Origin of the sequence: Pseudomonas sp. FYR_2, from assembly GCF_043106425.1 — a bacterium.
GTDB classification, from domain to species: domain Bacteria; phylum Pseudomonadota; class Gammaproteobacteria; order Pseudomonadales; family Pseudomonadaceae; genus Aquipseudomonas; species Aquipseudomonas monteilii.
The window spans coordinates 34,536-59,665 of the sequence record NZ_JBICMM010000040.1 but is presented as its reverse complement, the minus strand read 5'-3'; the positions used below and the strand labels follow the sequence as shown (position 1 = coordinate 59,665).

At 63.0% G+C, this 25,130-nt stretch carries 23 protein-coding genes, 1 pseudogene and 1 riboswitch; of the genes and pseudogenes, 12 read left to right on the top strand and 12 right to left on the bottom strand.

Annotated elements, in window-relative coordinates:
* The first annotated feature begins 251 nt into the window (after nucleotides 1–251).
* Together ACF8R4_RS16525 and ACF8R4_RS16520 are read left to right on the top strand one after the other, a co-directional pair.
* Nucleotides 252–1,745 carry a sensor histidine kinase gene (locus tag ACF8R4_RS16525; protein ID WP_060499940.1) on the top strand — a complete coding sequence of 498 codons (1,494 nt, stop codon included), beginning with the start codon at nucleotides 252–254 and terminating at the stop codon, nucleotides 1,743–1,745.
* Complete coding sequence (locus ACF8R4_RS16520; protein WP_104834679.1) at nucleotides 1,714–3,141, top strand: sigma-54 dependent transcriptional regulator; 1,428 nt, start codon at nucleotides 1,714–1,716, stop codon at nucleotides 3,139–3,141. Before ACF8R4_RS16525 ends, ACF8R4_RS16520 begins: the two co-directional genes overlap by 32 nt.
* 9 nt (nucleotides 3,142–3,150) lie before the next feature.
* On the opposite strand, the gene ACF8R4_RS16515 is transcribed toward ACF8R4_RS16520, so the two are convergent.
* The 3 genes from ACF8R4_RS16515 to ACF8R4_RS16505 all read right to left on the bottom strand — a co-directional run bounded on the left by ACF8R4_RS16515 (nucleotide 3,151) and on the right by ACF8R4_RS16505 (nucleotide 5,537).
* Nucleotides 3,151–3,450: a hypothetical protein gene (locus ACF8R4_RS16515; RefSeq protein ID WP_060499879.1), complete on the bottom strand. Its 300-nt coding sequence runs from the start codon at nucleotides 3,448–3,450 to the stop codon at nucleotides 3,151–3,153.
* Between the two features lie 84 nt (nucleotides 3,451–3,534).
* Nucleotides 3,535–4,887: a GntP family permease gene (locus tag ACF8R4_RS16510; RefSeq protein WP_060499880.1), complete on the bottom strand. Its 1,353-nt coding sequence runs from the start codon at nucleotides 4,885–4,887 to the stop codon at nucleotides 3,535–3,537.
* Between the two features lie 110 nt (nucleotides 4,888–4,997).
* Nucleotides 4,998–5,537 (bottom strand): gluconokinase, encoded by a 540-nt coding sequence (locus ACF8R4_RS16505; RefSeq protein WP_060499881.1) that lies wholly within the window; start codon nucleotides 5,535–5,537, stop codon nucleotides 4,998–5,000.
* A 207-nt stretch (nucleotides 5,538–5,744) separates the two neighbouring features.
* Here ACF8R4_RS16505 and ACF8R4_RS16500 point away from each other — a divergent pair, with 207 nt between their 5' ends.
* From ACF8R4_RS16500 to ACF8R4_RS16490, 3 genes and pseudogenes are all read left to right on the top strand, one after another.
* A complete protein-coding gene (locus ACF8R4_RS16500) occupies nucleotides 5,745–6,764 on the top strand; it encodes a LacI family DNA-binding transcriptional regulator (protein ID WP_060499882.1) in 1,020 nt (339 codons plus the stop codon).
* Between the two features lie 171 nt (nucleotides 6,765–6,935).
* Nucleotides 6,936–7,757 (top strand): annotated as a pseudogene (locus ACF8R4_RS16495) (PAS domain-containing protein); the annotation flags it as partial.
* 39 nt (nucleotides 7,758–7,796) lie between these two features.
* Nucleotides 7,797–8,291 carry a methyl-accepting chemotaxis protein gene (locus ACF8R4_RS16490; protein WP_371105382.1) on the top strand — a complete coding sequence of 165 codons (495 nt, stop codon included), beginning with the start codon at nucleotides 7,797–7,799 and terminating at the stop codon, nucleotides 8,289–8,291.
* Here ACF8R4_RS16490 and ACF8R4_RS16485 read toward each other — a convergent pair.
* The 8 genes from ACF8R4_RS16485 to ACF8R4_RS16450 all read right to left on the bottom strand — a co-directional run bounded on the left by ACF8R4_RS16485 (nucleotide 8,266) and on the right by ACF8R4_RS16450 (nucleotide 16,171).
* Nucleotides 8,266–11,541 (bottom strand): transporter substrate-binding domain-containing protein, encoded by a 3,276-nt coding sequence (locus ACF8R4_RS16485; RefSeq protein WP_392492933.1) that lies wholly within the window; start codon nucleotides 11,539–11,541, stop codon nucleotides 8,266–8,268. The genes ACF8R4_RS16490 and ACF8R4_RS16485 overlap by 26 nt on opposite strands.
* Before the next feature lie 13 nt (nucleotides 11,542–11,554).
* Nucleotides 11,555–12,169 (bottom strand): response regulator transcription factor, encoded by a 615-nt coding sequence (locus ACF8R4_RS16480; protein ID WP_060499885.1) that lies wholly within the window; start codon nucleotides 12,167–12,169, stop codon nucleotides 11,555–11,557.
* A gap of 221 nt (nucleotides 12,170–12,390) precedes the next feature.
* On the bottom strand, nucleotides 12,391–12,633 hold the full coding sequence (locus ACF8R4_RS16475; RefSeq protein WP_200929379.1) for a DUF1272 domain-containing protein: 243 nt from the start codon (nucleotides 12,631–12,633) through the stop codon (nucleotides 12,391–12,393).
* Nucleotides 12,634–12,698: 65 nt separating this feature from the next.
* Nucleotides 12,699–13,451, bottom strand: coding sequence for a precorrin-4 C(11)-methyltransferase (gene cobM / locus ACF8R4_RS16470; protein ID WP_164524561.1), 753 nt, complete (start codon nucleotides 13,449–13,451; stop codon nucleotides 12,699–12,701).
* 32 nt (nucleotides 13,452–13,483) lie between these two features.
* Nucleotides 13,484–13,870 carry a cobalamin biosynthesis protein gene (locus ACF8R4_RS16465; protein ID WP_156866923.1) on the bottom strand — a complete coding sequence of 129 codons (387 nt, stop codon included), beginning with the start codon at nucleotides 13,868–13,870 and terminating at the stop codon, nucleotides 13,484–13,486.
* Nucleotides 13,870–14,556, bottom strand: a complete 687-nt coding sequence (locus ACF8R4_RS16460) for a CbtA family protein (RefSeq protein WP_200929378.1) — start codon at nucleotides 14,554–14,556, stop codon at nucleotides 13,870–13,872. The genes ACF8R4_RS16465 and ACF8R4_RS16460 overlap by 1 nt, the downstream gene beginning before the upstream one ends.
* Before the next feature lie 9 nt (nucleotides 14,557–14,565).
* Nucleotides 14,566–14,754 carry a CbtB domain-containing protein gene (locus tag ACF8R4_RS16455; RefSeq protein ID WP_060499890.1) on the bottom strand — a complete coding sequence of 63 codons (189 nt, stop codon included), beginning with the start codon at nucleotides 14,752–14,754 and terminating at the stop codon, nucleotides 14,566–14,568.
* Nucleotides 14,755–14,846: 92 nt separating this feature from the next.
* Nucleotides 14,847–15,071, bottom strand: a riboswitch (cobalamin riboswitch).
* Nucleotides 15,072–15,124: 53 nt separating this feature from the next.
* Entirely contained in the window at nucleotides 15,125–16,171 is a 1,047-nt protein-coding gene (locus ACF8R4_RS16450; protein ID WP_060499891.1) for a LacI family DNA-binding transcriptional regulator, read from the bottom strand.
* 261 nt (nucleotides 16,172–16,432) lie between these two features.
* On the opposite strand from ACF8R4_RS16450, the gene ACF8R4_RS16445 reads away from it, so the two are divergent.
* From ACF8R4_RS16445 to ACF8R4_RS16420, 6 genes are all read left to right on the top strand, one after another.
* A complete protein-coding gene (locus ACF8R4_RS16445; protein WP_392492929.1) occupies nucleotides 16,433–18,649 on the top strand; it encodes a TonB-dependent receptor in 2,217 nt (738 codons plus the stop codon).
* Nucleotides 18,650–18,719: 70 nt separating this feature from the next.
* Nucleotides 18,720–20,054, top strand: coding sequence for an LLM class flavin-dependent oxidoreductase (locus ACF8R4_RS16440; RefSeq protein WP_392492927.1), 1,335 nt, complete (start codon nucleotides 18,720–18,722; stop codon nucleotides 20,052–20,054).
* Nucleotides 20,051–21,094: an L-glyceraldehyde 3-phosphate reductase gene (mgrA, locus tag ACF8R4_RS16435; protein ID WP_060499894.1), complete on the top strand. Its 1,044-nt coding sequence runs from the start codon at nucleotides 20,051–20,053 to the stop codon at nucleotides 21,092–21,094. The genes ACF8R4_RS16440 and mgrA overlap by 4 nt, the downstream gene beginning before the upstream one ends.
* A gap of 3 nt (nucleotides 21,095–21,097) precedes the next feature.
* Nucleotides 21,098–22,027, top strand: a complete 930-nt coding sequence (locus tag ACF8R4_RS16430; RefSeq protein WP_392492925.1) for an aliphatic sulfonate ABC transporter substrate-binding protein — start codon at nucleotides 21,098–21,100, stop codon at nucleotides 22,025–22,027.
* 136 nt (nucleotides 22,028–22,163) lie between these two features.
* Nucleotides 22,164–23,291 carry a hypothetical protein gene (locus ACF8R4_RS16425; protein WP_392492924.1) on the top strand — a complete coding sequence of 376 codons (1,128 nt, stop codon included), beginning with the start codon at nucleotides 22,164–22,166 and terminating at the stop codon, nucleotides 23,289–23,291.
* 126 nt (nucleotides 23,292–23,417) lie between these two features.
* Entirely contained in the window at nucleotides 23,418–23,801 is a 384-nt protein-coding gene (locus ACF8R4_RS16420) for a YkgJ family cysteine cluster protein (RefSeq protein ID WP_016501425.1), read from the top strand.
* A gap of 94 nt (nucleotides 23,802–23,895) precedes the next feature.
* Here ACF8R4_RS16420 and ACF8R4_RS16415 read toward each other — a convergent pair whose 3' ends face one another.
* Nucleotides 23,896–24,375: a GNAT family N-acetyltransferase gene (locus ACF8R4_RS16415; RefSeq protein WP_392492922.1), complete on the bottom strand. Its 480-nt coding sequence runs from the start codon at nucleotides 24,373–24,375 to the stop codon at nucleotides 23,896–23,898.
* Nucleotides 24,376–24,499: 124 nt separating this feature from the next.
* Here ACF8R4_RS16415 and ACF8R4_RS16410 point away from each other — a divergent pair, with 124 nt between their 5' ends.
* Nucleotides 24,500–25,129 (top strand): LysE family translocator, encoded by a 630-nt coding sequence (locus ACF8R4_RS16410; protein ID WP_060499898.1) that lies wholly within the window; start codon nucleotides 24,500–24,502, stop codon nucleotides 25,127–25,129.
* Nucleotide 25,130 lies beyond the last annotated feature (1 nt).

Sequence of the window (25,130 nt, the reverse complement as noted above, 5' to 3'; positions counted from 1 at the left end):
TTTATGGGTTTCATAATGTTTGGGTGATAATTACCCAAATGTGGGGAATCTTCCTCAGGTCGTATTTGGAAATACTTTATAACTTGCTGATTTTTATTGATTTGTTTTTGGTTGGCTGAGTTCTTGCTACGTGATGTGCGGAGCGCAACACGCAACACAAGGCAGCTATCAGGCTGCCCAGGCGGGGTGCTTTCAATTGGCTGTTGGCCTTGAGGCATTTCTGAACGGACGCCCTGTGCGGGAACCACGCGATGCAGATGCTGGAAAACGAAGTTCGCGACAAGCCCGGTGCGACCGCCAGCGGTCTGGCTGTGCCATTGCGTGAGTTCAACCTGCTGCGGTGGTTCTCGGTTATCAGCCTGTTGATCATCACCGCCGTGGCGGGCGGGTTGGGCTATGTGTCAACGCGTTTTGTGGTTCGCGACAGCGTGCAGCGCGATGCCATGCTTACCGCGCAGTTCATTCAGGCCATGGCGCAGGCCGAGGTGCGCCATTCGCAGTTGCCGCCAGGCACCACCATGGGTGAGCTGCTAGACCCGCGTCTGGACCTGCAGCACCTGCAGTTCACCCCCGCACTGGCCGAGTCGACCCGGGTCGAGTTCCTGGACCATGTCGAGCACTTGCCAGATACCTTGCTGACCAACGTCTACGCCCGCGACCGCACCATCGTCTGGTCCACCAACGCCGAGCTGATCGGCCAGCGGATAGAAGCCGATGGCGACCTCGACCGTGCTTTCCGTTCGCGCAAGCCAGTTTCGGCCAGCTACCACAAGGCCGAGGACGATCGCGAAGAACAGAAGTTTCAGCGTGAACCGCGTTACCTGTTCATCGAGAACTACATTCCGCTGTTCGACAGCCAGGGCGAGCAGGTATTGGCCATGGTGGAAATCTACAAAGAGCCACAGGACCTGGTGCGGCGCATCCAGTGGGGTTATGTGCTGATCTGGGCGTCGACCTTGGTGGGCGGGTTGCTTATCTATTTCGGATTGTTCTGGATCGTGCGTCGGGCGGCGCAGATGCTGCAGCTGCAACAGGACCGGCTGGTGGCCAGCGAAACCTACGTGGCGCTGGGCGAAATGTCGTCGGCGGTAGCCCACAGCTTGCGCAACCCGCTGGCCAACATCCGCTCAAGCGCCGAGCTGGCCCAGGAAACCGCCAACGTTGCCGCGCAGAAGAACATCACCGATATCATCAGCCAGGTCGACCGTATGTCGCGCTGGGTACGCGACCTGCTGGTGTCGTTGCGCCCAACCAGCGATGAACCCGAAGCCGTGGACCTGGTGGCCGCCATCGAAGACACCCACCTGGCCTTCGCCCAGCAGCTTGAACGAAACGGCGTGCGCTTCCATTTCGAGGGGCCTGACGTGCAGTGGGTGGTCAGCCAGCCGTTGCAGCTGACGCAAATTCTCAACAGCCTGTTTTCCAATGCCCTGGAGGCCATGCCCTGCGGCGGTATGTTGAATGCCCAGGTCAATGTGCAGGGTGGCCTGCGTGCCGAATTCGTGCTCACCGACACGGGCAAGGGCATGAGCCAACAGCAGGAACGGATGGTGTTCAAGCCGTTCTTCACGACCAAACAGGGTGGTCTTGGTGTTGGCCTGGCCTTGGTCAAACGCATCATGGAACGTTTTGGCGGCTCGGTCAGCCTGAGCAGCCGCGAAGAGGAAGGAACCCGCGTCAGCCTTACATTCAATATCGCAGCGGGAGGGGACCATGGAGCACAGCATCCTGGTAGTCGAGGATGATGAAATTCTCGCCGACAACATTCGCACCTACCTTAGCCTCAAGGGCTACGAGGTCACCGTATGCCATAGCGCGGAGCTGGCGCTGGAGCAGATCGAGCGGGCCCGGCCCGACGCGGTGCTGACCGACAACTCGCTGCCAGGCATGAGCGGGCACGACCTTCTGCGGACCTTGGTGGTAAAGGTGCCGGACCTGAAAGTGATTATGATGACCGGCTACGGCAATGTCGAAGATGCCGTGCAGGCGATGAAGGAGGGCGCCTTCCATTACCTGAGCAAGCCCGTGGTGCTGGCCGAACTCAAGCTGACCCTGGACAAGGCCCTGGCTGCCGAGCGCATGGAGCGCACGCTGTCTTTCTACCAGGAGCGAGAGGCGCAGAAGTCCGGGTTGCAGGCGTTGATCGGCGAGTCGCCAACGATGCTGACCCTCAAGCACACCCTGCGCCAGGTGCTGGATGCCGAACGGCGGATGGCCAGTGACGACCTACCACCGGTGCTGGTCGAAGGCGAAACCGGCACCGGTAAGGAACTGGTGGCCCGCGCCCTGCATTTCGATGGCACGCGCAGCAAGGGGCCGTTCATCGAGTTCAACTGCGCCTCGATCCCGGCCAACCTGCTGGAGGCCGAACTGTTTGGCCACGAGAAGGGTGCATTCACCGACGCCAAGGAGCGCCGGGTAGGCCTGGTGGAAGCGGCCGATGGCGGCACCTTGTTCCTCGACGAGATTGGCGAGATGGACCTCGTGCTGCAGGCCAAGCTGCTCAAGCTGCTGGAAGACCGCAGCATCCGCCGGATTGGTGCGGTGAAGGAGCGCAAGGTTGACCTGCGGGTGATCAGTGCCACCAACTGCAACCTCGAGCAGATGGTGCAGCAGGGCAAGTTCCGCCGCGACCTGTTCTTCCGCCTGCGCATCATTGCCCTGAAGGTGCCGCGCCTGTATGCCCGTGGGCAGGACATTCTGCTGCTGGCGCGGCATTTCCTGGCCCATCATGGCCGGCGTTATGGCAAGCCGAACCTGCGTTTTTCCGCCGAAGCCGAGAGCCTGATGCTGGGCTACAGCTGGCCAGGCAATGTGCGCGAACTGCGTAACATGCTGGAGCAGACCGTGCTGCTGGCACCGAACGAGGTGGTGCAGGCGCACCAGCTGAACCTGTGCATGACGTTGATCGACGAGCCATTGGCCGCTCAGCAGGCGCCGGCAATGTTCGAAATGCCACGGCACGAGCCGGAGCCAGGCACCAGCCTGCCCGACATGGAGCGCGAGCTGGTGTGCAAGACCCTGGACCGTACGGACTGGAACGTGACCAAGTCGGCGCGGATGCTGGGGCTGTCGCGTGACATGCTGCGGTACCGGATCGAAAAACTGGGGCTGAGCCGGCCAGACAAGCGTCAGTGGTAGGGCAGGTGTCTAGTGCTGGCTATCGTCAGCTGCGCCATCTTGCCGGCGAGTGCCCTCCTGGCCGCTGCCCTCCATTCCCGGCAGGTCACGGTTGTCATTCAGCTCTGCCGGCGGGCTGTCCGGGTCGTTGCCCTTGATGCGCGGGTCGGTATCCCGCGGCACGGGCTTCTCGATCGGGTTGAGGGTGCTGTCCACGCCTGGCCTTGGCGCAGTGCTGTGCGGGTCGTCAGGGTAGGTCGGGCCGGTGCCGGCGGCCAAGGCCAGCGGCGAACCGAGCAGGGCGATCAGCAGGATGCTTGTGCGGGGCATAGCAGTCTCCATTGCGTTGGGTAGGGCTCATACCTTCCTTCGGCCCTACCCGACGCATCCAGGTGCCATTGCCCCGATCAACGGTTACACCACCAGCGACAACAGCATGATGAAGATGATGCCGACCACCGAGAGAATGGTCTCCATCATGCTCCAGGTCTTGAAGGTTTCTGCCACGGTCATGTTGAAGTATTGCTTCACCAGCCAGAACCCGGCGTCGTTCACATGCGAGAGGATCAGCGAGCCGGCACCGGTGGCCAGTACCAACAGCTCACGGTTCACCCCCGGCACTAGGTCGATCACCGGCGCAACGATGCCCGCACCGGTAATGGTGGCCACCGTGGCGGAGCCGGTAGCGATGCGGATCACCGCAGCCACCAGCCAGGCTAGCAGGATGGGTGAAATTTCCGCCTGCACGGCCATCTGCCCGATCACGTTGCCCACGCCGGTGTCCACCAGCATCTGCTTGAAGCCACCGCCAGCACCCACGATCAGCACGATGGCTGCAGTGGGGGCCAGGCTCTGGTCGAGCATCTTCATGATCTGCTGGCGGTTGAAGCCGCGAGCCGAACCAAAGGTGTAGAAGGCCAGCAACAGGGCGGCGAGCAGGGCGGTGATCGGGTGGCCGATCAGGTCCATCCACTGGCGCACGATGTGCTCGGCCGGCAGCACCACGTCGGCGAAGGTTTTCAGCAGCATCAACGCGACTGGCAGCAGTACGGTGATGAGGGTGATGCTGAAACTGGGCAGGTTGCCCTGGTCGGAGTCCTTGGCGATCTGGTCCATCAGTTCCTGCGACGGGTTGCCCGGGATGTAGCGGGAAATGAAGTTACCAAACAGCGGGCCAGCGATGATCGCGGTGGGCAGTGCGACGATCAGACCGTAGAAGATGGTCTTGCCGATGTCAGCGTGGAAAATGCCGATCGCCAGCAGCGGGCCCGGGTGTGGCGGGACCAGGCCGTGTACCACGGAAAGGCCGGCCAGCAGCGGAATGCCGATCTTCACCAGCGACACCCCGGAGCGGCGGGCAACGATGAACACCAGCGGAATCAGCAACACGAAGCCGATTTCGAAGAACAGCGGTATGCCCACCAGGAACGCGGCGAACATCATGGCCCAGTGCACGTTCTTCTTGCCGAAGGCGCGGATGAGGGTTTGCGCGATCTGGTCGGCGCCCCCGGAGTCGGCCATCAGCTTGCCGAGCATAGTGCCCAGGGCAAGCACGATGCCGACAAAGCCCAGCACGCCACCAAAACCGTCCTGGAACGATTTCATGACCTTGGCCACCGGCATGCCGGAGGTCAGGCCCAGGAAGCCGGCCGCGAGGGTAAGGGCGACGAAGGGGTGCACTTTGAAGTGGGTGATCAGCAGGATCAGCCCGACGATGGTAACCAGCGCGTCGAGCAGCAGGAAGGTATCAGTAGCCAGTCCGAACATGGTTTGAAGGCCTCGGTCTTATCGTTGTTTTGGGCGTAGCTTTTTGGAACTTTTCCCGCGTTTGCAGGTTGGGGTAGCGCTGTCTTTGGTGAGCCGGAAAACCGCCAGGGTCAGGCGGTTTGCGCCAGCCCCTGCTCACCGCAGCGCTTTAGCCAGCGGTCCACCGCTTCGGCAAGCGCTTCGACGGGTTGGGTAGCATCCAGTGGCAGGGTCAGTGGCTCGCCGCGTGGCGATTCCAGGGCAGCGAACTGGCTGTCGATCAGGCTGGCCGGCATGAAGTGACCGGGGCGGGCCCGCACGCGTTTTTCCGCCTCGGCCGGTGACAGTTCGAGGAACACGAACACCAGCCCGGGCATGGCATCGCGCAGGGTGTCGCGGTAGCGGCGCTTGAGTGCCGAGCAGGTCAGAATCGGGCGCTCCCCAGCCTGGGTGGTGGCCTGCAGCTCCTGACCGAGGCGTACCAGCCAGCCGGCGCGGTCGCCATCGTCCAGCGGGATGCCAGCGCTCATCTTGCGGATGTTTTCGGCAGGGTGGAAAGCGTCGCCTTCGATCAGGCGGCCGCCGCTTCTGGCAGCGATGGCGGCGCCGATGCAGCTTTTGCCGCAACCGGCCACGCCCATCACCACGATGGCGGACAGGGGAGAATTCATCAGTACCTCCTGCGGGGTGAGATAGCGCTGTCTCGTCATCGACGAACAGCCACCTCCCCGGTGTTATTGGTCTTGTCCCTACGCAGTATGGACGCCTGGTGGCGAGCGCGTGATGGCTGCTACCAAAGATTACATTGCCTGCGTCCTGAGACAGCGCTACCTTAGTGGCCGTTCCTTCTCCTTGCAAGTAGTAAAATTACAACATCCATGTCCCGCACCGGCTCCCGCACTACAGGTCGTCCCACCCTGGCAGAAGTTGCCAGGCTTTCCGGGGTTTCCCCGATTACCGCTTCGCGCGCCTTGCGCGGGGTCAGCACGGTTGCGCCGGAGCTGGTGGAAAAGGTTATCGCCGCAGCGGCAACCCTTGGCTATGTCGCCAACCCGGCGGCCCGGGCGCTGGCCTCGGCGCGTAGCCAGTCGGTGGTGGTGTTGATCCCTTCACTGTCCAACCAGCTGTTCATCGATACCCTGGAAGCCATCCACGAGGTCATGCGCCCGCGTGGGCTTGAGGTGTTGATCGGCAACTATCACTACGACCTTGCCGAAGAAGAGAACCTGATCCGTAACTACCTGGCCTATCAGCCCTGCGGCATGCTGCTGACCGGCTTCGAGCGCAGCGATGCGGCGCGCCAGATGCTGGCCGCCAGTGGTGTGCCTTGTGTGCACATGATGGAGCTCAACGGCGAGCCTGGGGCATTGTCGGTCGGGTTTTCGCAACAGCAGGCCGGGCGTGCTGCTGCCCGGCACTTGATCAAGCGCGGTCGCAAGCGCCTGGCATTCATTGCCGCGCAGCTTGACCCACGGGTGATGCAGCGGGCCGAAGGTTTCCGCCAGGCGCTGGCCGAGGCCGGTTTGCAGGCGACCGAGCTGGAGGTACTGGCGCCGGAACCTTCATCGATTGCACTGGGCAGTGCACTGTTCAGCCAACTGATGCATAAGGCGCCGGATGTCGACGGTATTTTCTTCTGTAACGACGACCTGGCCCAAGGCGCGGTGCTGCAGGCCTTGCGCCAGGGGGTGGAGGTACCACGCCAGGTGGCAATGGTCGGGTTCAACGATTTGCCGGCCTCGGCGCACATGGTGCCGCGGCTGACCTCGATTCGCACGCCTCGGGCTGCTGTGGGGCGTGGGGCGGCGCAGGCGTTGCTGGCGTTGCTCGATGGCAAGCGGGTGCCGAACGCGCAGCAGGACTTGGGCTTTGAGTTGATGGTGCGGGAGAGCTCCTGACTTCTACCCCCTGTGGGAGCGGGTCTACCCGCGAACACCGGTGCAGCCGGTGCCATATGTCGCGTTGCCTTCTTCGCGGGTGAACCCGCTCCCACAGGAATGGTGGTAATTTAAAGAATGTAGTAATTACAAAGTGATAGCACTGTGCTTGCATGCTAATGATGGCGATCTATGCTCATGAAACCGCGCATAAAGGAGCCCGGCGTCATGTTCGATTTCCACCGTAAGTCCGATTTGGTCGAGATCCAGCGCAGCCAAAAGGCTTTGGCCACCGCACAGGCCAAACTCGCCGCTATCAGCCGCTCCATGGCGATGATCGAATTCGCTCCCGATGGCACCATTCTCGATGCCAATGAGCGTTTCTGCCAGGCCATGGGTTACAGCGTTGACGAGTTGCGTGGCAAGCACCACCGGTTGTTCTGCGAGCCAGACTACGCAAAAAGTGCCGAATACCAACAGCTGTGGCGTGAACTGGGGCAGGGCAAGGCTATCAGCGGTACCTTCGAGCGCCTTGACAAGGCCGGGCGCGAGGTGTGGCTTGAGGCCAGCTACATGCCGGTGCTGGACGAGCAGCGTCAGGTTACCAGCGTGATCAAGGTGGCCGCCGACATCAGCCAGCGGGTGGTGCAGGAGCATGAAAGCGAAAACCTGCTCAAGGCCATCAGCCGCTCCATGGCGGTGATCGAATTCACCCCCCAGGGCCGGGTGATCAAAGCCAACCAGAACTTCCTCGACACCATGGGCTATCGCCTCGACGAGGTGGTTGGCCGTCATCATGGTCTGTTCTGCCTACCGCACGAACGCGAGTCGGCCGAGTACCGCGAGTTCTGGGCGTCGCTTAACCGTGGCGAATACCATTCGCACCGTTTCGAGCGTATCAACAAGCAGGGGCAAATGGTCTATCTGGAAGCCTCCTACAACCCCATTTTCGACAGCAAGGGGCGCTTGAACAAGGTCGTGAAGTTCGCCAGTGACATTACCCGCCAGGTCTGCACCCAGCAGAACGCCGCCGATGCTGCCCATGCCAGTTCCATGCAGACCGACGCCTGCGCGCGCAAGGGCACAGAAGTGGTGCAGCAGACGGTGCAGGTGATCGAACAGATTTCCCAGGAGCTTAACGATGCCGCACGCAGCATCGATGCGGTCAGCAAGCAATCGGATGTGATCGGGCAGATCGTGCTGACCATTCGCGGCATCGCCGACCAGACCAACCTGCTGGCCCTGAATGCCGCGATCGAAGCCGCCCGTGCCGGCGAGCACGGGCGAGGCTTTGCGGTAGTGGCCGATGAGGTGCGTAACCTGGCGGCGCGAACCAGCAAGGCCACCCTGGAGATTGTCGATGTGGTGCGGCAAAACCACGACCTGTCGCTACTGGCGGTAGCCAGCATGCAGTCGAGTCTGAATCGCACCGGTCACGGGGTGGCGTTGGCCAACGAAGCAGGTACGGTGATCATGGAAATCCAGCAAGGCTCACGTCACGTGGTGGATGCCATCAGCCAGATCAGCTCGACGCTGCAATTGCACTGAGCGCATCGCGCATTTCGTCAAGCAGGGCTTGCAGGCTGGTTTGCAGCAGCGCGCGCTGCTCGACCGTCGGCAGCCCCTGTGCGTGGGCGAGCTCGATGGCTTCGCAGTCCTTGACCACGGTGCGCACCCTGATCATCTTGGCGCCACCCTTGATGCGATGGGCCAGGGCCCGCACGGCCTCGTCGGCGGCGTCTGGTGCCAGGGCACGCAAGTCGGCCAGGTCTTCGGCGACGCTTACCGACAGTTGTTCGAGCAAATGCCGCGTCAGCTGTTCGTCGTCCTGGGTCAGGTGGCGCAGTTCAGCCAGGTCGAACCCGCTATGGCGTGTGGTCGGTGTTTTTTGTTGCTGAGGGCGGACCTGGGGCAGATGGGCCTTTAGCGAACGTAGGCCAATCGGCTTGAACAGGCATTCGTCCATGCCGCTGGCCAGGCAGCGGGCGCGCTCCTCGGCCTGGGCATTGGCGGTCACGCCGAGAATCCTGCACGCTGGCAGGCTGCGCTCACCCTCCAGGCTGCGAATGCGCCGGGTCAGTTCGTGGCCGTCCATGACCGGCATGCTGCAATCGGTAATCACCAGGTCGAAGCGCGCTGCCTGCCAGCGTGCCAGGGCGATTTCGCCATTTTCCGCCAGGGTCACGCGATGACCCAGGGTATGCAGTTGCCGCTCCAGCAACAACAGGTTGGCGGGGTAGTCGTCGACCACCAGAATGTTGAGCGGGCCGCTAGTGCCTTCATGAGCTGGCGGGTCTTGCTCGGCCTGTACCGGTGCAGCACTGGTGGGCAGCTGCAGGCAGACTTGCACGCGGGTGCCGACGCCTTCCACGCTCTGCAGGCTCAAGGCGCCGCCCATCAATTCGGCGAGGGTGCGGCTGATGACCAACCCCAGGCCTGCGCCTTGGCGGGCCCTTGGGCCGTCGGCCTGAACAAACGCATTGAACTGCCGGGCCTGGTCGACAGGGCTGATGCCGATACCGGTGTCGCGCACATTCAGCTCGATTGCCAGAATGCCCTGGCCGGCAACTTTGGGCAGTAGCAGGCTCGCCTGCACTTCACCGCGATCGGTGAACTTGATGGCGTTACTGACCAGGTTGGACAGAATTTGCTTGCACCGCAGCGGGTCAGCCAGCACCCAGACCGGCTCTGCCGGCAGTTCGCCGTGCAGGTGCAAGCCTTTGGCCCGTGCATTGCCCTCGAATACCCGCAGTGTGGCGCGCACCAGCTCTACCAGATCGGTGGGTACTGGCTGCAGGCTGATGTGGCCGGATTCTATGCGGGAAATGTCGAGAATGTCGCCAATCAGCTCAAGCAGGCCGGTTGCCGAATCGTAGGCGGTCTGTAAAAGCTGGGTGTCGCAGCGGCCGCCACGGCTGTCCTCCAGTGCCAGTTCCAGCAGGCCGATCACGGCATTCATCGGGGTACGGATTTCGTGGCTCATGGTGGCCAGGAACGTGCTTTTGGTCTGGCTGGCCTGTTCGGCGTCGTCCTTGGCCTGGCGCAATTGCTCAAGCAGCCCGCGGCTCAACGCCAACTGTGCCTGAAGCGCGTGCTGGGCCTCTGTGCGCTGGTTGATCAGCTTGCGCAGGTAGCTGTTCCAGAATATGACGCCAGCCAACAGCAGGGCCGACAGCACCAGCACCTGCAAGGCCAATGTGCGGTAGTCGCGCCAGGGGCTGTCGCTCACCAGCGTGCTGGTACGCCAGCGGTTGATCAGTTGATCGAGCTCTTCGGGCGGAATGCTTAGCAGCGCCTTGTCGAGAATGGCCTGTAGCTGGGGCAGGTCGGCGGCGACGGCAAAGGCGGCGATGGCCGGTTCGTCGTCGAGGACGCTGGCGATGCGCAAGCGGTCCTTGAACACATGGCTGATGTAGTAGGCGGCATTGATATGGCTGCTAAGGGCAACGTCGGCGGTACCGTTGGCCACGGCCTCCATCTGACCGAGCGGGTTATCCACTTCGACTATCTTTGCCTGCGGATAGCGCTGTTGCATCAGGGCCCGTTGCGGTGAACCACGCACCAGGGCGATGCGCTTGCCGTTCATGGCCTTGGCTTGTGCGGGAGATTCGACGTCGCTGCGGGTGACGAGCACGCGTGGGCTGACCAGATAGGGGCGGGTGAAGCGCAGTTGCTTCAAGCGGTCAGCGCCGTAGCCCAGTGCCCCAATCATTTGTGCTTCACCGCGGGCCAGGCGGTCCACCATGGCCTGTGCTGAAGCGCTGTCGACGGGGGTGAACTGCAGCCCTGTGCGCAGCGAGATCTGCTTGAGCAGGTCGAGGGTTATGCCACTGGGGCGATGCTGAGCGTCGTTGAAGGTCAAGGGGGCCAGCGAGGTATTGACCAGCACGCGGATGGTGGGGTTGGCGGCGATCCAGGCCTCTTCTTCTGCGCTCAAGGCCGTGAGATGGCGCTGCAGCAGCAGGCTGGTGTTACCACTGCTCCAGCGGCGCAGGATGTTCAGGCGTTCGCTTTCGCTGATGCGCGCCAGCGCTTTGTCGACCAGCCGATGCATGCGTGGGTTGTCGTTGGCCAGGGCAAAGGCGAAAGCCCCTGGGGCTACCTGGCAGAAGTGGTCAATCTTGAGCGTGCCTTGGTAACTCCTGCCAATCAGGAAGTCAGTGCTGATGGCATCGCCCAGGTACGCATCCGCCTCACCTAGCTCGACGGCTGCCAGCCCGGCTTGGGTCGAGCGGTACAGGCTCAGTTGCGCTTTGGGGTACAGCGTTCGAACGGCAGCGGCGGGCAGATAATGATCGACCATGGCCAGGCGCAGGCCGGCGAGGTCAGGTGTGCCTTTCAGGCTGTGCCCCTTGCGGGTGACGATGACCGGGAGGTCGTCAGCATAGGGGGTGCTGAGGCTAAGCTGAGCGTCAGCCGCCTCGAAGGCATTCGAACTGCCCAGCAGGTCGATGCTGCCTTCACGTAAGGCGATGATCGCCTCGTGGCGGCTGTCGTAGCGCCGTACCTCGACGGGAATGCCCAATTGCTCGGCGATAATCCCGGCGTAATCGGCGCTAAGGCCTTCGTATTCGTGCTGACTGACGTTGATTTCAAACGGTGGATAGTCGGGCCGAGAGCTGCCCAGCACCAGGTGCTGGCGGCGCTGCAGCCATTGCCGGTCTTCGCTGGACAACGCCAGGGGGGCGGCGGCACTGGCCGAGCGCGCCAGCAACTGGCGGGGCTCGCTGCTGGCCAACAGCTCGGCCGAGGCGAGTAAGCCGGTAGCCAGAAAGACGCTCGCCAGCAGGTGCTTCATGGTGTGCAAACGCTCAATACACGCTGTTGCGTTTGGCCAGGTCGACCATTTCCACCAGTGATTCAGTCTTGAGCTTTTCCATGATACGGCCCCGGTAGGTGCTGATGGTCTTGGCGCTGAGGTTCATGCAAGTGCCGATATTCTTGTTGTTCTCGCCGCGCGCCAGGCGTCGCAGTACCTCCATCTCCCGGTTGGAGAGGCTGGCCAGGCGCACGGGCTCGCTTTCCAACGAATTGCTGTTGACCGACATCTGCGGAAAGGTCGAATAACCTTTGGTCAGGGCCTTGAGGGCAAACAGCAGCGCCTCGTGGTCTTCTTCTTTGGTGACGAAAGCGCCGATACCGGCATCCAGGCAGCGACGTACATACAGGTCGGTGGCCTGGCCGGTCAGTACCATGATCTTCGGCACCGGTTCCAGGCACTGCAGGCGCTTGATGACTTCCATGCCGTCCAGCCCCGGCAGGCCGATGTCGAGTATGACCACGTCCGGGCGCAGGTCGCGGGCCACCTGCGCCACTTCACTGCCATTGCCGACTTCGCCGACGACGTGGAAGCGCTCGCGTTCGAGCAGCATGCGCAAGGACAGCCGGACGATAGGGTGGTCGTCGACGATCAGCACGGTTGTCATGAGAAAAACTCCTGTCAGGATGTGGTCCGCTTCCTGGATCACTCAGGAATACGTCTGCAAGTGGGTTAATCGGAAGCGCTGCAAGATACGGCCAATCCCGAAGTTTGGTAATGGCGAGTATAGAAGTGTTGAAAGTCCCTGCTCTTGTTGTTGAAGAATCCTACAAAAAACAGGAAATACATCACCCTGTCCAAGCGGTGATGCCGGTTTTCTTCGGTCGGTCAGGCGCAGGCAGTGTGCGCTTGGTTCACGCGCTTGGCCGAGGCGGGGTTGTTGGCCAATGCCTTGCCGACACGCGTCGGGCGGGCTACCAGCTGGCCCGAACAGTTCGGACAAAGGCCCTGCAAGCGGGTTTCGGCACAGGTGCGGCAGAAGGTGCATTCAAAGGAGCAGATCAGCGCATCGGGGCTGTCGCCGGGCAGGTCGGTATCGCAGCACTCGCAGTTGGGGCGTAATTCCAGCACGGGCCTAACTCCTGTTGGCAGGCGGGAACCTGGAGTCTGCTACGCCACGGCAAGGCTGGCAATGCTCAGTCGGCAGGGCGATACAGGTGGGCGTGCCCGGCACGGTACAAGGCCGACTCGGCGAATGGCGTATCCCCCAGCACATGACCCACCAGGATCAATGCTGTGCGCCGGAAAGCCTTGGCCGCGACGCGTTCGACAATGTCGCCCAGGTTGCCACGCACCCAGTCCTGGTCAGGCCAGGTGGCCCGGTGCACCACCGCTACCGGGCAGTGCGCGCCGTAGTGCGGCAACAGCTCTTCGACAATGCGCGAAAGGTGCTTGACCCCCAGGTGAATCGCCAAGGTGCTGCCATGGCGCGCCAGGTCACCCAGTTGCTCGCCGGGCGGCATGGGCGAGCTGTCGCCGTAACGGGTGAGGATCACCGTTTGCGCCACCTGCGGCAGGGTCAGTTCGCAGCCGAGCAGGGCGGCGCTGGCTGCTGTGGCGGTGACCCCGGGGATGATCCGGTAATCGATGCCCAGCGCCTGCAGGTGGCGGATCTGCTCGCCGATGGCGCCGTACAGTCCAGGGTCGCCGCTGTGTACACGGGCTACATCCTTACCTTGTTCGTGGGCGGTGCGCATGGCGCTGACAATCTGTTCCAGATGCAGTTCGGCGCTGTTGATCACGGTCTCGGCCTGGTGGCCTTCGAGTACGGCGGCGGGTACCAGTGAGCCGGCATAGATAATCACCGGGCACTGGCGAATCAGCCGTTGGCCCTTGACCGTGATCAGTTCCGGGTCGCCGGGACCGGCGCCAATGAAATAGACCGTCATGGAAAGTCCTTGGAGGAAAGAGGGGGAAGCGCTCAGCCGGCGAGGGCGAGGGTCGCCGGGCCCAGTACCTGGCGGGCCAGCAGCAATCTGGCCGTGCCAAGGTGCTGGCTGGCGATGGCCAGTGCCGCGCTCTCGGCCACACCCCAGCAGCCGCTGTGGGCATGGGCGGCGGCGGAGCGGTGGCTGAGCAGGGGTTCGTAAGGTTGCAGTTGCACGCTATGGTACAGCACCAAGGGCAAACCGAGGCGTTCGGCCAGCTGTAGCAAGCCAGGTTCGTCGGCCTTCAGGCTGATGCTGGCGATACCGCGCAGGTCGGCCAATGCCAGGCCCTGGTTGTCCAGGGCCTGGTCCAGCAAGCGTTGCAGGGTATCCGCCGGGCAACCCCGGCGGCAGCCGAAGCCGGCGTAGAGGGGCGGCATCAGGCCCGGCTGGAACGGCGGAACAGCCAGGCGCTGAGCAGGCCCAAGGCCAGCCAGAAGGCGGCGTTGGTCAGCCAGGAGGCCACTTTGAACTGGGTTTCCAGTGCTTCGGGGGCCAGGCTTTCATGCACGTCGGGTTGTGGTGCGCCAATCACATGGGGGATTACCAGCAGCACGGCGCCCAGCGCTTTCAGCAGCAAGTGACGAGCGAACACCAGCAAGGCCAGGCCCAGTGCGGTGGCACTGGCTGTGCCGATCCACCAGGCCTGGCGTTGCCCCAGGTCGGCCGCTGCCGTACCGGGCAGTTCGGGTGGCAGGCCCAAGGTCGGAGCAAGGCAGAAGACGGCGAAGCCGGCCAGCCCCCACCATGCACCCGTCCCGGCGCGCGTCGGCTCGCGCAGGCTGTACAGGGCGGCGAGGATCAGGGCAAAGCCGACCGCGACCACCAGGTTGCCGCCCGTAGTGGACAGCACACGTTGCCAGCCGTCTTCCGGCGACCAGGCTTCGGCACTGTGCTCATGGGCGGGCACATCGCTGCCATGCTCGTGGTGGGCGGCAGGGGCCGAGGACTCGTAGGTTTCCGCCTCAAGAATCAGCGGGGCGACCCAGAAGCTTTGCAGCAAGGTCAGCAACAGGGCCGCAAGCAGCCCGCTGAAGCCCGCGGTACGGGCAATGCGCGTGATCATCAGGCGTACTCAGTGGCAGGGGAAGGCGGCGCTGTGGCGGGTGTCGTGGGCGGCGTTGTGCACGGCCTCAATGTGCGAGAAGCCGGCAAAGTACACCAGGCACAGGCCCAGCAGGCTGGCGCCGACGGCGATGACGATGCGCTGGCTGAGGGTGACAGGCGTGGCAAGGTTGTGTTGCTTGGCGCTGGTGACGGGCATGACGCGTTCCTCTGCTTTTTTTGGGCAATGGGCAAGCGCGGCAGCCCCGAGCGTAGTCGCCCAGGGGAATGCAACAGCGCCCGCCCACCGCGGGGTGTTCATGAACGCCAGGCCGGTCTCCGGGCTTGCGAGGAAGAGCAGGGCTCCTGGAAAGCGTCACCTTCCCATGCCGCATTACAAGGGCACAGTGGTACAGACGCTTCGCTCGCTTACCGTTGCGGGGGCAGCACCGGGATTGTCCGGCCCTGTTGGAGAGCCTGCGACGCACCGGTTTCCCGTTTCACCCCCTAGGGGGCACCTGAACGTGAGGCATAAGGAGAGCATGGGGCGGCCTTGGCGTCAATGCCACCCTCGGTGGCCGCACCCTGAATCACGCGCTCTCGCGGGCAATCAACTTGCACGCCAACAGGTTCAGCCGCTGGACCTCACCGTCACACGCCAGCACACCCAGGTGCTGCAGCACCCGCAGCGCCGCCACTTCGCCAATCTCCCGGGAGGGCGGGCGCAGGGTGGTGAGGCTGGGTAGCAGCATGTCGGCAAAGGGGTAGTCACCAAAGCCGACAATGGCCATGTCTTCTGGCAGGCGTAAGCCGGCGCGCTGGCCGGCCAACAGGGCGCCGGCGGCCAGGTTGTCATTGGCGAAGATGATCGCCTCGGGCCGTGGATTACGGCGGATCAATGTTTCCATCGCCTGCTTGCCCGCCTCGAACGGCGCGCAGTCTGCCGAGGGCACGAACACCCAAGGCTCCAGCCCGGCCTCACCCAGTGCCTCGACATAGCCGTCGCGCCGCTCCAGCGCACTCAGGTCGCCGGCTGCACTGTTTTGCACGAACGCGATGCGCCGGTGGCCCTTGTCCAGCAAGTAGCGGCAGGCCTGCACACCCACCTGATGATGAAGGAAACCTACTTGCAAGGGCGCCCGCTCCGGGCGGTAATCCCATATTTCCACCACGGGCACATCTGCGTCGGCCAGCATCTTTTCCGTGGCCGGGCTGTGGAAATGGCTGGTCACCACCAACGCTGCCGGCGACCAGCCAAGAAACGCTCGCACCGCGCTTTCTTCCTGCGCTTCGCTGAAGTAGCTGGACGCCAACAGCAACTGGTAACCATGCCGGCTGAGGGTATCGCTGAACGCCTGGATGGTCTGGGCGAAGATCGGCCCGGAAATGTTCGGGATCACCATGCCCACGATGCGCCCGCGCGCCGAGGCCAATCCCCCGGCGACCAGATTGGGGACATAGCCCAGCGCCTGTACAGCGGCCTCGATACGTTCACGCAACGGCGGTGACACCTGGTCTGGCTGGTTGAAGTAGCGCGACACGCTGATGGCTGAAACCTCAGCAGCCCGCGCCACCTCGGCGAGGGTGACACGGCCTGCGCCGCGTCGCTTGCGGGGGGGATCCTTGGCTTGGCTCACCGGGCTGCCTCCTGTGGAAATGGCGCGATGGTAGCGCTAACGGATGCGCGATTGGCAAATAGCTATATCGCATATAAATCTGACTTTTAAGTATTTGACGTGCTAAACGGTGGCCGCAGATACTTGTTAATGTTAGCGCTACCAAGCGCTGCTGTTGGCAAGCGCCTGCCACTCGCACGAGCGAGACCAGACAACCACAGCAACTTCGTGTCGGCCCCGTCAAATGGGGGCCTGGTCTGGTTTCCCGAGGCAGTGAGCACCATGCAGAAAAACCGTACACCTTTTCCCGCTACGCAACGCCGGCCGCTGGCCGCAGCCATCCTGCTGGCCGCTTTCGGCCAGGGCGCCCAAGCAGCCGAGCCTGCTGAAACGGGGGCTGCGCAGGCCACTGCACTGGGGGCGGTTACCGTGACAGCCACACGCCGCGAAGCCACATTGCAGGAAGTGCCGGTGGCAGTGTCGGTGATCGATGGCGAGCAGCTGGAGCGAGACAACCGCAACAGCGTGGCCAGCATCGTCCAGCAGGTGCCTACCCTCAACTATCGCGCCGGGGCCTCGAACAAGGACACCTCGCTGTTCATCCGTGGCGTTGGCACCATTTCCACTTCGCCGGGCGTCGAGCCAACGGTGGCGACGGTGGTCGATGGTGTGGTGTTCGGTCGCCCGGGCCAGTCGACCCTCGATTTGCTCGACCTGGAACGTATCGAGGTGCTGCGCGGGCCGCAGGGCACACTGTTCGGCAAAAACGCCTCGGCCGGCGTGCTGAACGTGGTCAGCAAGGCCATCCCTGAACAGACCCAGGGCTATGTGGACTATTCGCACTTTGGTGGTGGCGACGAGAACCGCCTGCGCTTTGGCATTGGCGGGCGCCTGAGCGAGCAGTTCAAGGGGGCGTTGAGCACCTTGTGGGGCGACTACGACGGTAATGTCGAGAACGTTGCCAATGGCCACGACGTCAATGGCTACGAGCGCAAAGGCGCCCGCGGCAAACTGGAGTTCGAGCCCAACGAAGACGTGCGCCTGACCCTGATCGCCGACTACATGAAAGGCGAAGACACCCTGCCCAGCGGTGTGATCACCAGCGCCAGCGCCGCCTTCGCCAGCCAGTTGGGTCCGGTGACGCCAAGCGCCCACAACCGCGACATCAACAGCGACTTCAAGACCCACGTCGAGGACGAGAACCAGGGGCTGTCGGCGCAACTGGACTGGCAGCTGGGCGACTACACCCTGACGTCGATCAGCGCCTGGCGCGGCTGGGACAACACCCAGTACCAGGACGGCGACCGCCGCGCCTTACTGCCACTGACCGCGTCCCACGACAAAGGCACGGTGGACTATGACCAGTACAGCCAGGAGTTTCGCCTGACCTCGCCCAAAGGGCAGTTCAACGAATATGTGCTGGGCGCCTTCTACATGCATGGCACGTCCAAAGAGACCTACCAACGCCTGTCGGTCAACGGCGGTGTGGCCAACAGTGGCCGTGCCGACTACTCCACCACCAACGACAGTGTCGCGCTGTTTGGCGAGAACACCTTCAATTTCACTGACGACTTGCGTGCCATTTTGGGCCTGCGCTGGACCCACGACGACCTCGAATACGACCACCGCCGCGTCTCCACCTCGGCCACTGCTGTGGCCGGTATTCAGCCCTCTACCGCCAGCTCGGGTTCGGTGGATGAGAACGGCTGGAGCGGGCGGACCGGCCTGCAATACGACTTCAACGACAACCTGACCGGTTACGTCACCTATTCGCGCGGCTACAAAGGCCCGGCCTACAACGTGTTCTTCAACATGCAGCCGCGCGATACCGAGGCGCTCAAGCCCGAGACCTCCGATGCCTATGAAATCGGTTTGAAAAGCACGGCGCTGGACAATCGCCTGACCGCCAACCTGGCCGTGTTCCACACCGACTACGACAACTATCAGGCCAACTTCTACGACACCGTGGCCAACCAGGTGGTGACCCGCCTGGTCAACGCCGGCAAGGTCAAGACCCAGGGGGTGGAACTGGATGCCAGCTTCCAGGCCACCTCGCGTCTGAAGCTGTCGACCGCCGTGGCTTACACCAAGGCGCGCGTCGATCACTTCAACTGCCCGGCGGGTGCGGCGGCCAGTTGCAACATCGATGGCGGCCGCTTGCCGTTCACGCCGGACTGGAAGACCTACCTACGCGCCGATTATGTAATCCCGCTGGACAATGGCCTGGATGTGGAACTGAGCAGCGATTACAGCTGGCAGGACGCGGTGCAGTTCAGCCTCGACCAGAACCCGGACACCGTGCAGGGCGCCTACGGCATCTGGAACGCCAGCATCGCCCTGGCCGACTACAACGACGGCTGGCGCGTGGCGCTGCTGGGCAAGAATCTGGGCGACAAGTCGTATGCGCAGATGCTGGCCAGTGGCGGTGACTACATCTACCGCTCGGTACCACGGGATGACGGACGCTACTTCGGCGTGCAGCTGCGCAAGGATTTCTGAGTAGCGATACCTGTGGCTTGCCGGCGATGGGCCGCAAGGCGGCCCCAATCAAGCTTTCAAGGAGAACAACATGCCCCGCCAAATGAACCTGGGTGCCTTCCTCATGGCCACCGGTCACCATGTGGCCGCCTGGCGCCACCCGGCCGTACCCGCCGACCCGCTGGATTTCGCCACCTACAAGCGCACCGCACACATCGCCGAAGCGGCCTGCTTCGATGCCTTGTTCGTCGCCGACAGCGTTGCCGCGCCCAGTGACCCGCTGGCCAGCCACAGCGCCCGCTCGGTGTACTTCGAGCCACTGACCCTGCTGTCGGCGTTGAGTGCGGTCACCGAACGCATCGGCCTGATCGCCACTGCCACCACCAGCTACAACGAGCCGTATCACGTGGCACGCAAATTCGCCTCGCTGGATCACCTGTCCGCAGGCCGTGCCGGTTGGAACATGGTCACCTCCGACGCTGCCGCCGAAGCCGGCAATTTTGGCCGCCAGGCGCATATCCCGCACGCCGAACGCTATGCCCGTGCCGGGGAATTCCAGCAAGTGGTGCAAGGCCTGTGGGACAGCTGGGCCGATGATGCGTTTGTGCGTGACAAGGCCAGCGGCCTGTTCCACGACCCGCAAGCCGTGCGGGCTATCGACCATGTCGGCGAACACTTTCGTGTCAAAGGCCCGCTCAATGTCGCCCGCTCGCCACAGGGGCGACCGGTGCTGGTGCAGGCCGGTTCGTCCGAAACCGGCCGCGAGCTGGCGGCCCAAAGCGCCGAAGTGGTGTTCACCGCCCAGCCCAGCCTGGCACGCGCACAGGCCTTTTACGCCGACCTCAAGGGCCGACTGGCCCGCCATGGGCGGGATGAGCATTCGCTGAAGATCATGCCCGGCGTGTTCGTGGTAGTGGGGCAAAGCCAGGCGCAGGCCGAGGACAAGTACGAACAGTTCCAGGCGCTGGTCGACCCGCGTGTCGGGGTTGGCCTGCTTGGGCGAATGCTCGGCAACTTCGACCTTTCCGGCTACCCGCTGGATGGCCCGCTGCCCGATTTGCCGCCCACCGAAGACGGCCAGCGCAGCCGCCAGCAGTTGCTCACCGAACTGGCCGGCAACGATCAGCTGACCCTGGCCCAAATGGGGCGGCGCATTGCCGGTGGGAGAGGGCACTACAGCCTGGTCGGTACCCCGGTGCAGATTGCCGATGAGCTGCAAGCCTGGTTCGAAGGCAGTGCCGCCGATGGCTTCAACGTGCTCGTGCCGCACCTGCCCCTGGGCCTGGAAGACTTCGCCCGCTATGTAGTGCCCGAGTTGCAGCAGCGTGGGCTGTTCCGCCGCCAGTACCAGGGCCACACCCTGCGCGAACACCTGGGCTTGCAGCGCCCAGCCAACCCTTACTTTGCCGAACGAGACCAACCATGAGCTACACCGCCAACCCCGAGCGCTATGCGCGCATGCCTTACCGACGTGTAGGCCGCAGTGGCCTGGTGCTGCCGGCCCTGTCCCTGGGCTTGTGGCACAACTTTGGTGATGCCACGCCTATCACCACGCAGCGTGCCTTGTTGCACACCGCCTTCGATGCCGGCATCAACCACTTCGACCTGGCCAACAACTATGGCCCGCCCTATGGCAGCGCCGAGATCAACTTCGGCCGGCTGCTGCGTGAAGACCTGCGCAGCTACCGCGACGAGCTGATCATTTCCAGCAAGGCCGGCTGGGACATGTGGCCGGGGCCATACGGGCAGGGCGGCAGCTCGCGCAAATACCTGATCTCCAGCCTGGATCAGAGCCTGGCAAGGCTGGGGCTGGATTACGTCGACATCTTCTATTCGCACCGCTTCGATGCCGACACGCCGCTGGAAGAAACGGCCATCGCGCTGGCCGACATCGTGCGCCAGGGCAAGGCGCTGTACATCGGCATCTCGTCCTATTCCGCCGGCAAAACCGCAGAAATTGCCGCATTGCTCGATGAGCTGAAGGTGCCGCTGCTGATCCACCAGCCGTCGTACAACCTGTTCAACCGCTGGATCGAGCGCGATCTGCTCGACACCACGGATGCCTTGGGTGCCGGGGTGATCGTATTCACAGCGCTGGCGCAGGGCCTGCTCAGCGACAAATACCTGAATGGCATCCCGGCCGACGCCCGGGTGAACCGCGCGGGCGGCGGGTCTTTGCTACCCCGGCACTTGTCGGAAACCAACATCGCCCGTGCACGCGCCCTGAACGACATCGCCCGTCAGCGTGGCCAGAGCCTGGCCCAACTGGCCTTGGCCTGGACACTGCGTGACCCACGGGTGACCTCTGCCTTGATCGGTGCCAGCCGGCCCGAGCAGATCACCGAGAACGTTGCGGCGCTCGACAACCTGGCGTTCACCGCCGAGGAGCTGGCTGCCATCGACCAGTACGCCGTGGAAGGCGGGATCAACCTGTGGGAAAAACCCTCGACCGACTGGAAGGAGTGACCGATGCGCGTGCTACACCTTGCCATGCTGTTGTGGGTGGCCCTGGCCGGAGTGGCCCAGGCTGCAGACCCGGCTACCTTGCGGATTGGCTACCAGAAGGGCTCGATCAGCCTGGTGCTGGCCAAGCAGCATCGTCTGCTGGAGCAGCGATTTGCCAGTACCCGCGTTGAGTGGATCGAGTTCCCGGCCGGCCCCCAGATGCTGGAGGCATTGAACATCGGCAGCCTCGACATCGGCTCGACCGGTGATATCCCGCCTATCTTCGCCCAGGCTGCCGGTGCCGACCTGTTGTACATTGGTGCCGAGCCAGCCAAGCCCCAGGCCGAGGTGATCCTGGTGCCGAAAGACAGCCCGATCAGCGCGGTGGGCGAGCTCAAGGGCAAGCGCATTGCCCTGCAGAAGGGGTCCAGCGCACACAACCTGCTGTTGCGTGCCTTGGCCAAGGCGGGGCTTGGAATTCGCGATGTTCAGCCGGTGTACTTGGCACCCGCCGATGCCCGGGCGGCGTTCGAGCGGGGCAGTGTGGATGCCTGGGCGATCTGGGACCCGTTCTACTCTGCCATCGACCTGGAGGGTAAGGCGCGGCTGTTGGCCGACGGCCAAGGGTTGGGGCTGATCGGGCCGTTCATGCTGGGCTCACGGACCTATGTTGAAGCCCATGGCGCCTTTGTCTGCCAGTTGCTCGATGAAATCAGCCGGGCCGAGGCGCTGACCCGCAGCGATGAGGCTGGGAGCATCCGCTTGCTGGCGCAGTTCATGGGCTTGCCGGAGGCGGTGGTGCAGCGCAGTTTCAGCCACCGGCCGGCATCACCGGTGCTGCCGGTGAGTGATGAAATCGTGGCGGCGCAGCAGCGCACTGCAGCGTTGTTCTTCGACAACAAGATCCTGCCCAAACGGGTCGACATTGCCGGGGCAGTGTGGCAACGGGAGTAAGTTACCCAAGCGGCCTTGCGTCGCGAAGGGGCTGCAAAGCAGCCCCCGACAGCCTCACAGGTTACCTTTCCGCCTGCGTTCTTCCCGATCTACCCGTCTATTTTCAGCACTCATTTCTAACTTCAGAGATTTACAAATGAGTGTATTTACCGCCTATTTCTGCGGCACCGGCTCCCACCGCTTCGACAACGCCAACCCCGATTTCTGGAACGGCGAACTGGTCTCGACCCTGGCCAGCAACGATCAGGGTCGCGAATTCGCCCACTGGATCGCCGTCGACGGTCCCGGCAGCGGTAACCTTCAGGATGACAACCTGTTCGTCGAACCCGGCGGCTATTTCAACTGGACCGGCCAGTTGTTCGGTCGTGGTTGGGAAGAAAACGTCAACCATGTGTTGCAGGTGATCAAAGGCGAAAGCAGCTGGCAGCGCACCCAATTGAGCCAAGAAGGGTACGAGCGACTGAAGGACGCTGGCGTACCTATCCCGGATGCTTCCGCCACAGCCTCCTGGTTCTGGCGTACCTACGACTACGGTAACCGCCACCCGACACCGCAGGAACTGCAAGAGCGCATCATCAGCATGTTCCGCAAACCGCGCCTTCCGCTTCAGGTCAACCTGGTGGGCTGGAGCCGGGGAGGGATCAGTTGCCACATGCTGGCCAACGCCATGGCACAAGACCCGGCGCTGCGGGACATACCGGTGAACATATTTGCTATCGACCCGGTACCCGGGATTGGCAATGTGCAAACCGAACGCACCACACTGGCGGCAAACGTGCGTGAATATGTCGGCTTCTATTCGCGGGATGAGCGTTCCAAAGGGTTTGCCTGCGTGATCCCGTCCGTGGACAGCCGTACGCAGATCTCCATTTATCCGATGTCGGGTCGCCATGCCACGCTGGTGGGCAACGCGTCGGCCGATGGTGCGAGCGGTGGCGAGGCGTTCAAGGAACCTGGGCTGGTCGTTCGTCATTTCGCTGAAGTCTGCCTTACCCGCTGGGGTGTTGCCCTGGACAAGCGACTGGCCTTGAGCGATCGGCAGCTCATGGAGTATCACCGGGCGATGACCGCTGCCGAAAGGCAGTACCACGCCATGCGCAGCCAGTCTTACACGGTGCTGACCGAGGGTGAGCGAGATGATCGGCTGGTGCATTGCGGCGAGGCTTGCACGCACTTCAGCAAGGTGTGCGGTGATGACTATGATCCGACCGAAGGCCTGGCTTTGACGCGTTGGGACGCGACTACCTACAAGGCGCTGCGGTAGCCGATGCGGGCGGCCGGATCAGCGGAAAAATATTTTGCATGGTCCCTCTATCCAACCGCCCCGAGTTCGATTGAAAATGGCGCCGCGGGCCAGCCCCGATAACAACAACCTTCCCTCCGTGACATCATGTCTGAATATAACCCTTGCCTTGACTGCGGCGCCTGCTGCGGGTACTTCCGTGTGTCCTTCTTCTGGGGCGAATGCCAGTCTGCCGGGGGGGTCGTGCCAGATGACCTGGTGGTGCAGATCAACCCCACCCGCGTTGCCATGATCGGCACCGATGCCAAGCCATGCCGCTGTGTCAGCCTTGAAGGCGAGATCGGCAAAGAGGTGGCTTGTACCATTTATGCCAACCGTTCCAGCCCTTGTCGCGAGTTCGAGGCGTCGTGGGAGGGTGGGGTGCACAACCCCAGCTGTGACGACGCGCGGGCGGCGTATGGGCTGCCGCCACTGACGCCGCCAGGGGCGAATGAACCGCATTGGCCGGATGACGGGGCAGAGGTGGCCTGATCGGCTGCATCGGTGCCTGGCAGCGTTCGGGGCCGCTTTGCGGCCCATCGCGACGCAAGACTGCTGCTGCAATTGATCGCGTAAACCCGAGGGATCACCCTTGGGCAAACGCCGTCAGCTTCTCGCCATCCAGCCGGTAGCGCACCCACTCATCCTGCGCCTCGGCACCGAGCTTCTCATAGAAGCCTATCGCCGGCTCGTTCCAGTCCAGCACGCTCCATTCCAGGCGGCCACAGTTGTTTGCCACCGCTTCGCGGGCAATGTGCCGCAGCAGTTGCCGCCCGGCACCGTCGCCTCGCTTCTCAGGCGTCACGTACAGGTCTTCCAGGTAAATGCCGTTGCGCCCGAGCCAGGTCGAGTAGCTGTAGAAGTACACGGCAAAGCCGACTGCCTGGCCATCGCGCTCGCACATGAGGCTGTGCACCGTGCTGCCCTCGCCAAACAGGCTGTGCTCGATGTCGGCGAGGGTGGCAACCACCTCGTGGCGGGCGCGTTCGTATTCGGCCAGCTCGGTGATAAAGGCCAGAATCTGCTCGGCATCGGAACGAACGGCAGGGCGAATGGTGAGGCTCATGGTAACGGCTTCCTTGATCCAGGTCTGCAGTACAGTGATGTGTATTCACAAAATTTAATGCAACTGTACAGGTCGCAGGGAAGGGCGACTCCGCTAGTGTGACAGCACCTGTAACGAAAGTGGAATGCCCGCCATGCTTGCCTCTGCCGACCTGCTGACCGCTTTCGTGCTGTTTGCCTTCGTGTCTTCTATCACCCCTGGCCCGAACAACACCATGTTGCTGGCCTCGGGGGTGAATTTTGGTGTGCGCCGCTCTATCCCTCACGCCTTGGGCATAAGCGTCGGCTTCATGGTGATGGTGCTGGCCGTCGGCCTGGGCCTGGGTGAGGTGTTCAAGGCCTGGCCGCCGCTGTACACGGTACTGCGCTACGCCGGCGCCGCCTACCTGCTTTACCTTGCCTGGAAAATCGCCACCTCCGGGCCGGTCGGCACGGCCTCGTCCAGCGCCCGGAAACCGCTGGGTTTCTGGGGGGCGGCGGCGTTCCAGTGGGTCAACCCCAAGGCCTGGGTGATGGCGGTGGGGGCGATCACCACCTACACGCCTGCGCAAGGCTATGTGACGAACGTGATTGTGATCGCGGCCTTGTTCGCGTTGGTCAACCTGCCCAGCGTCGGCGTGTGGGTGATGTTTGGCAGCGCCTTGCGCACTCTGTTGCAGAACCCCCGCTGGCTGATGCTGTTCAATGTCCTGATGGCCTTGTTGCTGGTGATTTCACTGTACCCGCTGCTGTTTGTAGAATCAGCGTTTTCCTAGC

Excerpts from the sequence above, each read along its gene's own strand:
- ACF8R4_RS16465 (WP_156866923.1), bottom strand. The coding sequence starts at position 13,870 with ATGCCGCCCCTCTACGCCGGCTTCGGCTGCCGCCGGGGTTGCCCGGCG.
- ACF8R4_RS16480 (WP_060499885.1), bottom strand. The coding sequence starts at position 12,169 with ATGACAACCGTGCTGATCGTCGACGACCACCCTATCGTCCGGCTGTCC.
- ACF8R4_RS16525 (WP_060499940.1), top strand. The coding sequence starts at position 252 with ATGCAGATGCTGGAAAACGAAGTTCGCGACAAGCCCGGTGCGACCGCC.
- ACF8R4_RS16520 (WP_104834679.1), top strand. The coding sequence starts at position 1,714 with ATGGAGCACAGCATCCTGGTAGTCGAGGATGATGAAATTCTCGCCGAC.
- ACF8R4_RS16460 (WP_200929378.1), bottom strand. The coding sequence starts at position 14,556 with ATGATCACGCGCATTGCCCGTACCGCGGGCTTCAGCGGGCTGCTTGCG.
- ACF8R4_RS16430 (WP_392492925.1), top strand. The coding sequence starts at position 21,098 with ATGCGCGTGCTACACCTTGCCATGCTGTTGTGGGTGGCCCTGGCCGGA.
- ACF8R4_RS16410 (WP_060499898.1), top strand. The coding sequence starts at position 24,500 with ATGCCCGCCATGCTTGCCTCTGCCGACCTGCTGACCGCTTTCGTGCTG.
- ACF8R4_RS16500 (WP_060499882.1), top strand. The coding sequence starts at position 5,745 with ATGTCCCGCACCGGCTCCCGCACTACAGGTCGTCCCACCCTGGCAGAA.
- ACF8R4_RS16515 (WP_060499879.1), bottom strand. The coding sequence starts at position 3,450 with ATGCCCCGCACAAGCATCCTGCTGATCGCCCTGCTCGGTTCGCCGCTG.
- ACF8R4_RS16445 (WP_392492929.1), top strand. The coding sequence starts at position 16,433 with ATGCAGAAAAACCGTACACCTTTTCCCGCTACGCAACGCCGGCCGCTG.
- ACF8R4_RS16415 (WP_392492922.1), bottom strand. The coding sequence starts at position 24,375 with ATGAGCCTCACCATTCGCCCTGCCGTTCGTTCCGATGCCGAGCAGATT.
- cobM (WP_164524561.1), bottom strand. The coding sequence starts at position 13,451 with ATGACGGTCTATTTCATTGGCGCCGGTCCCGGCGACCCGGAACTGATC.
- ACF8R4_RS16510 (WP_060499880.1), bottom strand. The coding sequence starts at position 4,887 with ATGTTCGGACTGGCTACTGATACCTTCCTGCTGCTCGACGCGCTGGTT.
- ACF8R4_RS16440 (WP_392492927.1), top strand. The coding sequence starts at position 18,720 with ATGCCCCGCCAAATGAACCTGGGTGCCTTCCTCATGGCCACCGGTCAC.
- ACF8R4_RS16490 (WP_371105382.1), top strand. The coding sequence starts at position 7,797 with ATGCAGACCGACGCCTGCGCGCGCAAGGGCACAGAAGTGGTGCAGCAG.
- ACF8R4_RS16420 (WP_016501425.1), top strand. The coding sequence starts at position 23,418 with ATGTCTGAATATAACCCTTGCCTTGACTGCGGCGCCTGCTGCGGGTAC.
- ACF8R4_RS16485 (WP_392492933.1), bottom strand. The coding sequence starts at position 11,541 with ATGAAGCACCTGCTGGCGAGCGTCTTTCTGGCTACCGGCTTACTCGCC.
- ACF8R4_RS16505 (WP_060499881.1), bottom strand. The coding sequence starts at position 5,537 with ATGAATTCTCCCCTGTCCGCCATCGTGGTGATGGGCGTGGCCGGTTGC.
- mgrA (WP_060499894.1), top strand. The coding sequence starts at position 20,051 with ATGAGCTACACCGCCAACCCCGAGCGCTATGCGCGCATGCCTTACCGA.
- ACF8R4_RS16425 (WP_392492924.1), top strand. The coding sequence starts at position 22,164 with ATGAGTGTATTTACCGCCTATTTCTGCGGCACCGGCTCCCACCGCTTC.
- ACF8R4_RS16455 (WP_060499890.1), bottom strand. The coding sequence starts at position 14,754 with ATGCCCGTCACCAGCGCCAAGCAACACAACCTTGCCACGCCTGTCACC.